The 12,483-nt window shown below is 64.5% G+C and carries 12 protein-coding genes and 1 riboswitch; of the genes, 4 read left to right on the plus strand and 8 right to left on the minus strand.

What is annotated here, in order from left to right; all coding sequences use genetic code 11:
• Positions 1 to 55: 55 nt before the first annotated feature.
• The 8 genes from AC1DKD_RS09695 to glyA all read right to left on the minus strand — a co-directional run bounded on the left by AC1DKD_RS09695 (position 56) and on the right by glyA (position 9,232).
• The gene (locus AC1DKD_RS09695; protein WP_441624845.1) at positions 56 to 601 is read right to left on the minus strand and encodes a GspH/FimT family pseudopilin; all 546 of its coding nucleotides are present in this window, start codon (positions 599 to 601) and stop codon (positions 56 to 58) included.
• Positions 598 to 1,041 carry a type IV pilin protein gene (locus AC1DKD_RS09700; RefSeq protein ID WP_441624843.1) on the minus strand — a complete coding sequence of 148 codons (444 nt, stop codon included), beginning with the start codon at positions 1,039 to 1,041 and terminating at the stop codon, positions 598 to 600. The genes AC1DKD_RS09695 and AC1DKD_RS09700 overlap by 4 nt, the downstream gene beginning before the upstream one ends.
• Positions 1,038 to 4,910: a pilus assembly protein gene (locus AC1DKD_RS09705; RefSeq protein WP_477143221.1), complete on the minus strand. Its 3,873-nt coding sequence runs from the start codon at positions 4,908 to 4,910 to the stop codon at positions 1,038 to 1,040. Before AC1DKD_RS09705 ends, AC1DKD_RS09700 begins: the two co-directional genes overlap by 4 nt.
• Positions 4,911 to 4,945: 35 nt before the next feature.
• On the minus strand, positions 4,946 to 5,569 hold the full coding sequence (locus AC1DKD_RS09710; protein WP_477102317.1) for a pilus assembly PilX family protein: 624 nt from the start codon (positions 5,567 to 5,569) through the stop codon (positions 4,946 to 4,948).
• Complete coding sequence (locus AC1DKD_RS09715; protein ID WP_477102316.1) at positions 5,566 to 6,591, minus strand: PilW family protein; 1,026 nt, start codon at positions 6,589 to 6,591, stop codon at positions 5,566 to 5,568. The genes AC1DKD_RS09710 and AC1DKD_RS09715 overlap by 4 nt, the downstream gene beginning before the upstream one ends.
• The gene (gene pilV, locus AC1DKD_RS09720; RefSeq protein ID WP_441624835.1) at positions 6,591 to 7,178 is read right to left on the minus strand and encodes a type IV pilus modification protein PilV; all 588 of its coding nucleotides are present in this window, start codon (positions 7,176 to 7,178) and stop codon (positions 6,591 to 6,593) included. The genes AC1DKD_RS09715 and pilV overlap by 1 nt, the downstream gene beginning before the upstream one ends.
• A gap of 180 nt (positions 7,179 to 7,358) precedes the next feature.
• The gene (nrdR, locus tag AC1DKD_RS09725; protein ID WP_035863927.1) at positions 7,359 to 7,826 is read right to left on the minus strand and encodes a transcriptional regulator NrdR; all 468 of its coding nucleotides are present in this window, start codon (positions 7,824 to 7,826) and stop codon (positions 7,359 to 7,361) included.
• Between the two features lie 158 nt (positions 7,827 to 7,984).
• Positions 7,985 to 9,232 carry a serine hydroxymethyltransferase gene (gene glyA, locus AC1DKD_RS09730; RefSeq protein ID WP_477143222.1) on the minus strand — a complete coding sequence of 416 codons (1,248 nt, stop codon included), beginning with the start codon at positions 9,230 to 9,232 and terminating at the stop codon, positions 7,985 to 7,987.
• Positions 9,233 to 9,355: 123 nt separating this feature from the next.
• Positions 9,356 to 9,458: riboswitch (ZMP/ZTP riboswitch) on the minus strand.
• A gap of 162 nt (positions 9,459 to 9,620) precedes the next feature.
• Here glyA and ybgC point away from each other — a divergent pair.
• Genes ybgC through tolA form a run of 4 tightly spaced genes read left to right on the plus strand, consistent with a single transcriptional unit; the run spans position 9,621 to position 12,362 of the window.
• Positions 9,621 to 10,025 carry a tol-pal system-associated acyl-CoA thioesterase gene (ybgC, locus tag AC1DKD_RS09735; protein ID WP_477143223.1) on the plus strand — a complete coding sequence of 135 codons (405 nt, stop codon included), beginning with the start codon at positions 9,621 to 9,623 and terminating at the stop codon, positions 10,023 to 10,025.
• Entirely contained in the window at positions 10,022 to 10,705 is a 684-nt protein-coding gene (gene tolQ, locus AC1DKD_RS09740) for a protein TolQ (RefSeq protein ID WP_035863933.1), read from the plus strand. Before ybgC ends, tolQ begins: the two co-directional genes overlap by 4 nt.
• A 43-nt stretch (positions 10,706 to 10,748) precedes the next feature.
• A complete protein-coding gene (gene tolR / locus AC1DKD_RS09745; protein ID WP_035863937.1) occupies positions 10,749 to 11,186 on the plus strand; it encodes a protein TolR in 438 nt (145 codons plus the stop codon).
• 15 nt (positions 11,187 to 11,201) lie between these two features.
• Positions 11,202 to 12,362, plus strand: coding sequence for a cell envelope integrity protein TolA (gene tolA, locus AC1DKD_RS09750; RefSeq protein WP_477102315.1), 1,161 nt, complete (start codon positions 11,202 to 11,204; stop codon positions 12,360 to 12,362).
• The last annotated feature ends 121 nt before the right edge of the window (positions 12,363 to 12,483 follow it).

Consider the following 12,483-nt stretch of genomic DNA (forward strand, 5'->3'; position numbering starts at 1 on the left):
GACTACGGTGCGTATGAGCGGACTGGCGAGAATCATCCGCTTGCGCGCCTTCGTACTACGCCTTGCAAGCCGTCGGCTGGGCTGTATCGGGAGTGCAGACGCGGACCCGGCCTAGCTGGCTGACGTCGATGAGGCGAGTCTGACTGTCGCTGCCGAGCGTCACCAGGATCTGCGCCGACATCATGGCGTCGGTCAGTGTGCGGGTGTAGCCCACGGGGGAATAGGAGAGCACGCTGACCTGCGGCGTTCCGGTGAAACTGATGGTGAGGTTGCGTGGCAGCTGGGCATGTTGCAGCAGGATGGTCTGGCCCGACGAGCAGTCGGCGCTGCGGGCGGGGTTCAGGCATACCGTCCAGCCGTTCTGCCAGTCGTTGTTGACGGGCGCGACCGTGACCCAGGTATTGTGCGAGATGGCATTGGCGCGTGCGGTGCCCAGCGCGGACGCGAGCGCCCCTGCCTCGGCATTCAGCGCGTTGCGCTGCATGAAACCCGTAAAGCTGGGCATGGCATAGCCAACCAGGATGGTCATCACGACTATGGTGGTCAACAGCTCGATCAGGGTGAAGCCGCGCGATGGGCGGGCGGGGCGGACGCGCGTCATTGGCAAGCCTGTGGCAGGTTGGTGAAGCTCGATACATTGCTGACCAGGATGCCCTGTTCGCCAGTGCTACGCAGCAGCAGCGTGCCGCATGTGGCGTCAGTCAGCCTGGGGACGGCATTGACCTGCACGCATTCATTGAAACTGAGCGCGCCGCACGCCAGGGCGGATAACGTATAGAGATTGCTGTTGGACTGCAGGGGGAAGCCCTGCCATCCCTTGGTCGGATCGGCGGAATCCGCATACGTGTTGAATTGCCCGTAATGGCGCTCGAGCGCCTGCATGGCATTGAGCATCGCCGCCTTGGCTTCCGCACGCCGGCCGCGTGCAACGTACTCGGTGTAGTTCGGATACGCAATCGCCGCCAGGATGCCGATGATGGTGACGATGATGAGCAGCTCCATCAGCGTGAAGCCGCGTACCGCACGCCTGCGCCAGTTCATTTCGTCGCTCCGAAGTTGCGGATCTCGCGCCAGCCCAACCGGCCCGTGATGGGCAGGCCGCCCGGAGTCAAGCCAGGCGTTGCGGTCGTGTCGGCATATGGGTTGCTGGACAACTTGGCGCCCCCCGTGCGGCCGCCGCCGCTGGCGCCGAAGGAGTAGACATCAATGGTCTTGTTCGTGGTCACCTGGCCGACGGAATTGCGCTGGCTGTCGACAGTGGTCAAGGTCTGGATCAGCACCGGCGCGCCGAGCATACCGAGGGTCGACGTCGTCCCTGAGCTGGGCGCCGTGACCGGCGTGCCCGTGCTGGTGCCCGAGATCGGCATGCCCGTCAGCGCGGACAGCTGATAGCTATGGCTGCCGCTGCCGGCACCGCACAGATCGGCCCCCGTCATCAACGAATTGAACCAGATCTGGCTGTACGCGGAGACGAGCGAAGTGACCTGGCGCTCGCCACTGTCGACGAAATCGAAGTACCAGCCGGCCCTCGGGGCGGGTTTGTCCTTGGTGGGGAAACCGAGGCTGTAGGCACTGCTGCTGAAGTCGTAGCCGCCATTCGAGTTGGCCTTCAGCGTGACCCGGTTGAGCACGGAGCGCCCGCTCACAGCCTGGGCGCCGCCGCTGTCGTAGACCCCGTACATCGAGTTCTGGGGCTGCGAGGAGCCTGTGCCGGTGTCGGCCGATTCGTAATACTTGCCCGTGCCGAAGACCACCATATAGCCGCCCGGGGCATAGACCCACTGCGGCTGGATCGTGATGGCCTGCGGATTTCCGCTCGCATCGCGGGCCCGGAACAGCGGCTGGCCCAGGTTGCCCCCGCCGTAGTAGGGCAGCGCCCCACTGGCGTTCCAGGTGGAAGGGCCGCCGCCAAGCACGAATTTCCACAGCCGCCCTTGCAGGTCGCCGGCATAGGCGGCCACGGTCTGGCGCGAGGCCAGGGTCACCAGGGACGGTGAGCCCAGTCCGTTGGCGACGGTGCTGTTGCTGTCCGCCGCCATCGAAATCTTCCAGTAGTTCGAATTCAACCGCCACGGTGTGCCCGGTGCCTTGTCGAGTGACAGGATGAACAGGGCGGAAGGCGCTGCCRCATTGCTCGATCCGTCGTTCAGGTTGTTGTTGATGCCGTTGCCGGTGATCACGAACCACTGGTATTGCGGGACCTTGTTCGCGTCCACGCCGACATAGAGCTTGGCGAGTTGCGGCGTCGACATGATGTTGCCCATGTCGGCATCGTCCTTGTCGGTGAACTCCCACAGCACATTGCCGGCTCCCACGTTTGACGGGTCGGTCACGTCGAGTGCGAACAGCCCCTGCGCGCCACCGCCGAGTCCGGATGCCAGCACCGTTTTCCAGTTGCCGCCGATCCGGGCTTCCGCTACCACGGGCGTGGCGTCCACATAGGGCCGATGGACGTAGCTGGACGACGTCAGCTGGATCAGGTTCCCCATCACGGCATTGGGTACATAGGCAAAGAGTTCAGCCCCGGTCAGTGCGTTGAATCCATGCAACATGCCATCGTTCGCACCGATGTAGACCACCGGGGTGCGATTCTGGTACAGCTTGTAGAAGGCACCGTAGTCGGACTCGTTGATCGCCGTGGAGGGGGCCGCAACGTAGGCCGGGCCGGAGTTGATGATGTCGCCCAGGATGGAGTTGCGCGCGCGCAGGCTGCCGGTGCCACCGGTCGATTCCTCGTTGCTGCGGTCGCCTCGCAAGTAGTTCAGGCGCGCGGTTCCGGCGCTGTCGCTTTCGTTGGCATTGAGCTTTAGAGAGAGCTTCTGCGCGCTGTTGATGGATGACCAGTCGAATGGCGCGCCGCTGCCAGCACCCGCGCCGCTGCTGGCGGGCACCCACGTGAGAATGTTGCGTGAGCCGGCGCTGCCGCTGCGCGCGGTGAGCAAGGCGCCGGCTTCCCAGCTTTCCTTGCTTGCGATCTGGATGCCGTTGTCATTGCTCAGCGCGAAGGCGGAGAGCTTGCCCGTCCAGTTCTGGTCAAAACCCGGCGCGAAGATAAAGGTGCCGCTGGAAACGCGTGACGAGGTGAGCGCGACGCCGGAGATGGTGCCGCCATAGCTGACGATCTTGGAGAAGATATCGCGGATCGCCTTGATCATGGCGGTCGGCTGACCCGCCAGGAACCACGTCGCAGGCACATTGGATCCGGTCGGGGTCGCTTCCCATTCGCTGTCGTTTTTAGCGACGGTATTGTTGGCGCCCGACGTGGTGAAGGGGCTGCCGTCGCCGTTGACATCGTTGAAACCGCCGTATTTTGCCGCCAGGTACAACTGGCTCTGGCGCTGCGCGGTGCCGACGGTCCCATCGCCGTTCTCGTTGACGTCGATGGTGTAGGTGGTCACGCGCAACGACGGCATATCCGCCCGGAAGCCGTAGGTGTGCGCCCAGTAGGCAACACCCGCCATGTAGTACGTACCGTGGCCGCTGGAGCCCGTGTCGGCCGTACTCATATTGGCCAGCGAGGAGTTGGGCTTGCTATTGCCGTAGGTTGTCGTGCTCTCCATGTCCGCGACCTTCCTGGTCCAGGCCATGACGTCGAAGCCGTCGGCCTCGATCGCGCGCACGGGGTCGTTTGCGGTTACCGCCTTGCCGCCCGATATATAGGTCGTGCGGGTATTGCCGGGAACGTAGCGATCCCAGTGCGTATTGATGTCGGCGATACTCAGCACGTAGTTGCGCTGGCACTTCGCGACGACCGGATCAGACCAGCTGGTATAGACCGGGTAGCCGTCTTTGTAGGCGGTCTGGAGGTCAGTGATCGCTTCCGGTGTGGGCTGCTTGCCTTGCAGGTAGCGGATGCTCTCGTAGTACAGCTCGCTGACCGGGTCCAGGCCCTTGTACTTGCCCGAGCGGCCGAACTGGTTCAGGTAGTTGACCACGCCGCTGATGCCTTCGCCGGCATTTTCCGGGTTGCCAGCGAAGACGCCCGTGCTGGGATCCCACTCGGTCTTCGGATTGCTGACCTGGCTGAAGTTGCCGTCGATCATCTTGGGGCCGACATACTTCATCGGGGCCCGCAGCACGCCGCCGTACCGCGTGGCCGAACTGTCGTTCAGGTAGCCGAAGGCGCCGAAGCGCACGCGGTCGGCGTTTTTCTGCATTTCGCCGACTGGCTTGTAGTTGGTGCCGTAGAGCTTGCAGAGGTCGGTGCGGGAACTGCCTTCGCTCGCATCGCACACCTTGACGCGGGCATACATGGTGCCGAGGTTGGCATAGCTGCCCGGGCTGCCGCACGAAGCGCCGCTGCCGGTCTTGGTGCCGAAGAACACCTTGTTGCTGCACGACGTGATGTAAAGCGTATCGGTGGTGAACGGCGTCACCGCGGAAGGTACGCTGGAACTGGACTTGGTCAGCGTCTTGGCGGGAAAGTAGGAACCGCTGTTGAAAAAATCATCCTGCAGCACGGCGCGCTGAAGCACGGTGTCCGTGGGGGTATCCACCACCCGGTCGCCACCGGTGAGCGCGAAGCGCAGCATGTCGATGGCGGAGGCCGTGGCCCAGTTCATGAAGTTGCCGCTGTACTGGCCCGAGCATTCGTGATTGGCGCTGGCATTGCCAGCGATCTCGAAGTACCCGCTGGATGAATAGTTGTAGCACTTGGCCGGGTTGAAATAGCCGACATATTCCGTGCTGCGGGTGTAGGTGCCGGTCCGGTACGCCGCGCCCACCGTCGGGAACTCCACCGACAGCGACAGCAGCAGGTTCGGGTTGACATTCTGGTTGCGTCCGTAGAGCGGCGACTGCGCAATGTCCACCGTGGACGGTGTCAAGGCGGTGGCCGCCCGCGTTGGCACGGGAAGCAAGCTTGCACCGGCGACAACGAGGGCCAGCGCGATCCGGCATAAGCGTGTCATCAGAGAATCTCCGCGTAGGTCAGGAGCGAGGTCAGTCATTCGGCCTTCCGGTAGTACGACTGCAGCATGGCGCGGGTGGCGGTGTTGGCACCGAAGCCCATCGCGGTGACGCGAAAGATGTAGACGACCGGAGCGTCGGGGCTCCCGGAAGCACCGGGCGATGTGTCCTGGATCGGCTCGATGATGTAGCGGGGCAGGGCGGCGGGCAGCAGGCCCGTGGGCGCGGTCGGGAACTGGCGTCCGGTGAAGGTGCCGTAGGCCACCGCGCGGGCATTCGCCCCGGTCTGCGCAAAGTCCACGGCTTCCCAGTTCGGGGTGCCGCTGTCGACGGCCGCGCACAGGCCCTGGAAGGCTGCGCCAGGCGTGCTCCCCGTGTTGCAGCCGGAGACGAAGGGCAGCAGGTTCGGATTGCTGCCAGAGAACAGGGCGGAGCGGCTGTTGACGGCAACGACACCCTGGATGTCCATCTCGGCATCCTGTAGCGCCATTTCGGCCGCTTGCACTGCAAGGTCGCGGTCGCGCTGATTGGATGCCATGCGTTTGCTGTTGATCGCCAGGCGCGCGCCGGCCACGGCCATGATGCTGATCATCAGGAGCATGACCAGGCCGGTGATCAGGGCAATGCCGCGCTGGGCGGCTGGCTTGAGAGGGGCGCTCATGATGGGGAGCAAGTGCGGCACGTTGCGACGTTGCGCAGTTGGACGGTGACCGAGTATTGGCGGCGCAAGCGCTGTAGCTGCGTGGTCGGCTTGTAGGTCGCGTCGTTGACGGTGCTGTCGCCGCCATAGAGCGTGCCGAAGAGCTGGAAAGTGGGGCCCTCCGGCACCGGGCTGGTCGCGGTGTCGCCGGCCAGTATCAGGGCAATTTTCAGCGACACGACGGTTTGCCATTTGGTGGCCAGAGCCAGCACATCCGTGGCCGGCAGGTAGCGGTCCGGGATGTAGTCATTGTTGGTGTCGACCCCGTACAGCACCTGGAACACCTCAACACCGGAGATGATTGGCACGGAGGTGATCGCGGTGTTCGAGATTTCCTTGTTGGATGCATCGCGAGCGCGATAGCCGCACATCAGTTGCGGGTTGCCGCTCGGGTCGTTGGGGTCTGGCGCCACGAAGAAGCGCGCAAAGCCGCGCGCAAGGTCCGCGTCCTCCCATGCTTGTGGTTCCGCGACGCCATTGCCGGAGCAATCGATCATGCTGTTGTCGGGCACGGTGCGATCCGACGGCGTGCCCGAACCGAAAAAGCGCACCTGCAGCACGTCGCTCTTGTTCACGGGGTTGGTGGTGCCCGGCAGGCACGACAGGTTGAGGCTCGCGTCCTGGCCCGGGCTGGCGCAGTTGTCGACGCCGCTGATCGTGGGTGACAACGCGACGGTGGTCGGCATGATGCCGCCAGGCGCCTGGGCGATGGGCCCGCTGGCCGGGTTTGTTGCCGGCGCGCTGTTGCCGGCGTAGTTGGTCCATGCGGACTGCCGCACGATGCGGACGATGGTGTCCAGGGCAAAACGGCCCTTCTCGTCGAGCGCGGTGGTGTCGTCGATGGTGCTGTAGTTGGTGCGGCTGCCCAAATAAACGGCGGTCGCTGCCAGTGTCAGCAACAGGCCGAGGACCATCGCGACCATCAGTTCGACCAGCGACATGCCCGACTGGGCATGCCGGTACGGCTTGCGGAGCGTACGCATCAGTTCACCGTGCCGGGCGTGGCGACGATGACGATCTGCGGCCGCGTGTTCATGTCGGCGAGATCGGCGCCGGTGCCCAGCGTCTTGCTGCTCAGGCGCGATATCCACCCGACCTTGATGACGATCGGCGCATCGTCGACACGGCCGCTTGCAGCGGCCGTGCAGCCCCAGGAAAAGCCGGACGTCTGGTTATAGGCAACGGTATCGCGGCAGATCACCGCCCGGCCGCCGGGCAGGGCGGCGGCTACCCGGTTCCACCACTCGATCACATCGAAGCGGGCTGTGTCCTGCGCGCAGGAGAGCAGCGTACTGGCGCAGGCCGTCGTATAGGGATTACGCGTCAGCGCGGGCAGCTGGCTGGTCTGGGTGTCGATGAAATACAGGTTGGGCGCGAGGGCCTCGGCGGCCGCGCCCACGCCGGAGACGGCAGTGTTCGCACGCATGCGCTCGGCCATTTCGGTGGCCAGCTGCATGGCAACGGTATCGTAGGAGGCTTGCTGGGAAAAACGCGAGGAATTGAGGAGCAGGCTGGCGACCCCGAGCACGCCAATCGCCAATACGACCATTGCCACCAATGCTTCGAGCATGGCAAAGCCGGCCGTCCCCCGACAGCTTGACTGACCCATTCTGACCCTCGTCCGAAAAGACTACGTTCTTTTGGCTTCGTTCTATTGTTTTGTCACTACTACCCAGGCGGAAGTATAGATATAGGAATGAAGCCTAGGGCACAGTTTGGAAAGAATTAAACAACGTTCCCGTTACTTTTTCTACTGCTTTCGTGGGGTAGACGTTGAAAACTCATCCAGCATGTCGCGGAATTCCGACACGTCTTCAAAGCTCCGGTACACCGAGGCAAAGCGGATGTAGGCGATTTTGTCGAGCCGGCGCAGTTCGCGCATGACCAGTTCCCCGACCTGGCTGCTGGGGATTTCCTTCTCGCCGAGCGCGAGCAGCTTTTCTTCGATGCGGGTGATGGAGGCGTCGATGGCTTCAGCGGAGACCGGGCGCTTGCGCAGCGCCAGGCGCATGGAGTCCTTCAGCTTGTCGCGGGTGTAGTCCGCGCGGGAGCCGTTTTTCTTGACGATGGCGGGGAAGAACAGCTCGATCCGCTCATAGGTGGTGAAGCGGCGGTCGCAGGATTCGCAGCGGCGGCGACGGCGGACTGTATCGCCTTCCTCGGACATGCGCGTGTCCAGGACCTGGGTATTGGAATGAGCGCAAAAGGGGCATTTCATGCCTGACCACCTCGAAGTTTGAACCGGGGCGCGTGCTGCGCGCGCAGCGTCTTGTCATTCTGTGTCGCGCTGGGCTGGGTTGGCAAGGCCCGCCGGCAGCGCTGGCGCGCCGCGGCGGACTGCCGGCCACCCGCGCGTGGGCGGGTGGCGCAGGGGGATCAGCCGTAGACCGGGAAACGCTTGGTCAGGGCTGCCACTTGCTCGCGCACGCTGGCGATATTGGCCAGGTCGTGCGGATTCTCCAGCACGTCGGCGACAAGGTTGGCCACCACGCGGGCTTCTTCTTCCTTGAAGCCGCGGGTGGTCATGGCCGGCGAACCCAGGCGGATACCCGAGGTGACGAAGGGCTTTTCCGGGTCGTTGGGGATGGCGTTCTTGTTGACGGTGATGTGCGCTTCGCCCAGGACCTTTTCGGCTTCCTTGCCGGTGATCTGCATGGCGCGCAGGTCGACCAGCATCACGTGGCTCTCGGTGCGGCCCGAGACGATGCGCAGGCCGCGCTCGGTCAGGGTTTCGGCCATGACGCGGGCGTTCTTGACCACTTGCTGCTGGTAGGTCTTGAACTCGGGCGACAGGGCTTCCTTGAAGGCCACGGCCTTGCCGGCAATCACGTGCATCAGGGGGCCGCCCTGGATGCCGGGGAAGATGGCCGAGTTGATGGCCTTCTCGTGCTCGGCCTTCATCAGGATCACGCCACCGCGCGGRCCGCGCAGGCTCTTGTGGGTGGTGGTGGTGACAAAGTCGGCGTGCGGAACCGGGTTCGGGTACTCGCCGGCGGCGATCAGGCCGGCGTAGTGGGCCATGTCGACCATGAACAGGGCGCCGATCGATTTGGCAACCTTGGCGATGCGTTCGAAGTCGATGCGCAGGGCGAAGGCCGAGGCGCCGGCGATGATCAGCTTGGGCTTCTTTTCCTGTGCCAGCTTTTCCAGCGCGACGTAGTCGATGTCTTCGTTGGCGTCCAGACCGTAGCTCACCACGTTGAACCACTTGCCGCTCATGTTGAGCGCCATGCCGTGGGTCAGGTGGCCGCCTTCGGCCAGGCTCATGCCCATGATGGTGTCGCCCGGCTTCAGGGTGGCGAAAAACACGCCCTGGTTGGCCTGCGAGCCGGAGTTGGGCTGCACATTGGCTGCTTCGGCGCCGAACAGTTGCTTGACGCGGTCGATGGCGAGCTGCTCGACGACGTCGACATACTCGCAGCCACCGTAGTAGCGCTTGCCGGGATAGCCCTCAGCGTACTTGTTGGTCAGTTGCGAACCCTGGGCGGCCATCACGGCCGGCGAGGTGTAGTTTTCCGAGGCGATCAGCTCGATGTGCTCTTCCTGGCGCTGGTCTTCCTTCTGGATAGCGGCAAAAAGCTCGGGGTYGATCTGGTCGATCGTATAGCGGCTGCGTTCGAACATGGCGAAAACTCGTCTGAAAAAAAGGAGATCCGAATCGGCTTCGGGGTAGGGCGCGCGGGGAAGGCACATGCGACCAGCGCCGGAAAGCGTGGCTAGTCCGGCGCAGGGCGCACCCTGCTTCCCATTCGCTGCCCAGGCGAGCGGCAGGCGCTTGATACATCGCGCCAGAGAAACTTGCGCTTCCTCGTGGTAGTGCCCACTGACTTCGCCAGTCGCGCAAGATGGAATGGTTGGCGGCAGTTTAACGCGAGGCGCCGGCTCGCTGCAAGAAGGCGGAGAGGGCTCGCCGCCCGAAAGTCAACGGCTAGTCTGTCAGGTAATGTAATTGTTGTAATGTCGGGTGAGGGTATACACCGGGTCGGGCCGGCTGTCCGTTACAATCGCGGCCATGAGCAACAATGTGTGGGCCTTGYGGGTGTACTGGGAAGACACCGACGCGGGCGGCGTGGTGTTCTACGCCAATTACCTGAAGTTCTTCGAGCGCGCCCGGACCGAGTGGCTGCGCTCGCTTGGCGTCGAACAGCAAGCGCTGGCCGATGAGACCGGTGTCGTCTTCATCGTCAGAAGCACGGCGGTGGACTACAATGCCCCCGCCCGTCTGGACGACATGCTTGAGATCCGGACCCGGATTGAACGGGTTGGTCCAGCGTCTGTCCAATTCGCCCAGGAAGCCTGGCGTGATGAGCAATTGCTGGCTACCGGCGCCATCCGGGTTGGATGTGTCGATCGCACCACATTTCGCCCGACGCCCATTCCCGCTCCCGTCCTAGCAACCATCAAGACCGCTCGATGAATCCCGTGACCGTCACGCAAGACCTGTCGATCATTTCGCTGGTGCTGCACGCCAGTGTGCTGGCGCAGGCCGTCATGGCCCTGCTGCTGGTGATGTCCCTGTTCTCGTGGACATATATCTTCCGCAAGCATTTCTCGCTGCGCTCGGCGCGCACCCAGACCGAGGGCTTCGAGCGCGACTTCTGGGCTGGCGGCGACCTGCAGGCGCTGTACCAGAGCGCGGCCAACAATCGCCACAGCACGGGCGCGCTGGAACGGATCTTCGAGTCCGGCATGGGCGAGTACCTGAAGGCGCGTGAACGCAACCATGACGCCGGGGCGCTGCTCGACGCAGCCCGGCGTGCCATGCGCGCGGCCTACCAGCGCGAGATGGATGTGATGGAATCGCATCTTCCATTCCTGGCCTCGGTGGGCTCTGTCAGTCCTTATATCGGCCTGTTCGGCACGGTGTGGGGCATCATGAACGCCTTCCGCGGATTGTCCAACGTGCAGCAAGCAACGCTTGCCGCGGTTGCGCCCGGCATTGCCGAGGCGCTGGTCGCCACCGCCATCGGTCTGTTCGCGGCGATTCCTGCCGTGATCGCGTACAACCGCTACGCCACCGAGGTGGATCGCCTGGCCATCCGTTTCGAGAGCTTCATGGAAGAATTCCTGAATATCCTGCAACGGCAGACCCGCTAAAGCGCCGAAACCACCAACGTCATCGGTCAAGGAGATACCTGCAATGGCAGCGATACAGCGCCGCGGCGGCTCGCGCCGCCGGGCCAGCGCCGACATCAATGTCGTGCCCTACATCGACGTGATGCTGGTGCTGCTCGTCATTTTCATGGTGGCCGCACCGATCGTGAACCCCGCCGTGGTCGATCTGCCCAGCGTGGCCAATGCCACGCAGCAGCAGAAAGCGCCGCCCATCGTCGTTACCGTGCATGAAGACGGCGCGCTCACCGCGCGCGGCAAGGATGGCGCCGGCAATGCCTTCGAGCGCAAGCTCGACAAGCAGGGCCTGATCGATTTCGTGCACCAGCGCCAGAACGAGAATCCCGACCAGCCGGTGGTGATCGCTGCCGACCGCTCGGTCAAGTACGAGGCCGTGCTCGACGTGATGTCGGTGCTCAAGGCCGATGGCGTGAAGCGCGTCGGCCTGATGGTCAAGCCCAAGTAAGCACCGCCGCCCGCCATGAAGACCGCCGCCTATCCTTACCAGCCGGCCCCGGAGCGGGGAACCCTGCGTTCCTTCCTGCTCGCGGTTTTCATGCACCTGCTGCTTGGCATCGTGCTGTATTTTGGCGTGCACTGGCAGAGCAGCACGCCCGTCGGCGCCGAAGCCGAACTCTGGGACGAGATCCCCGCAACCCCCGCGCCGACGCCGCTTCCCGCTCCGCTGCCCGCACCTGTGGCGGTCGAGCAGGCGCGCCCCGTGCCGCCCGCGCCGGCAGTGAAGTCGCGCGCCGAAGAGGACGCCGAGATCGCCCTCCAGCAGCAAAAGCGCCGCCAGGCCGAAGCCGCCGCCCGCGAGGAGGCGCGCAAGCAGGCCGACCTGCGCGCGCGCCAGGAAACCGAGCGCCAGGAGGCGGCCCGCAAGGAAGCCCAGCATAAGGAAGACCTGCGCCGCGAAGAACAACGCCGCGAGGAGCAGAAGAAGGAAGATCAGAAGAAGGAGGCCCAGCGCAAGGACGACGCGCGCAAGCAGGCCGCCATCCAGCACGATCTACAGCGCAAGGAACAGGCTGAGCGCGAGCGCAAGGAAGCCGAAGCGAAGGCCCGCGCCGATGCCAAGGCCCGTGCCGAGGCCGATGCCAGGGCGCGCGCCGAGGCGGACGCCAAGGCGAAGGCGAATGCCGATGCCAAGGCCGCCGCCACCGCCAAGGCAAACGCGGAAGCCAAGGCCGCCGCCAACGCGAAAGCCAAGGCGGATGCCGACGCCAAGGCCAAGCGCGACGCTGCCGCCAATGCCCAGCGCCATGGCGAACTGGCACGCCTGCAGGCCCTGGCCGGTGGCTCGGGTACCGCCGGTGGCGCCGGCGGCGTCGGCAGCAGCGCGGGCAGCGGCGCCGGCTCGGGCGGCAAGGCTTCGCCCGGCTACCCGGACCGCGTGCGTCGCCGCGTCAAGCCGAATATCGTATTTACTGAAGACGTGCCCGGCAATCCGGCCGCGGTGGTGTCCGTCCAGCTCGCGCCGGATGGCTCCCTGATGTCGTCGCGGCTGGCGAAGTCCAGCGGCAATGCCGCCTGGGACAGCGCGGTGCTGCGCGCCGTCGAGCGCTCGGACCCGCTGCCCCGCGACGAGAATGGCAAGGCGCCGGCCAGCCTTACCATCACGTTCAAGCCGAACGACTAAGGCGAGGGAGCGCGGCGATAGCGATGGCACGGGTGTTTTCGAATTGCAACAGATTGCAACCTGCGTCGAAGCCGGGCTATCCCGGCGCTAGGATGACAGGTTGCCTGACGCGGCCGGCAAA

It is taken from the genome of Cupriavidus sp. 05T313 (assembly GCF_056396665.1).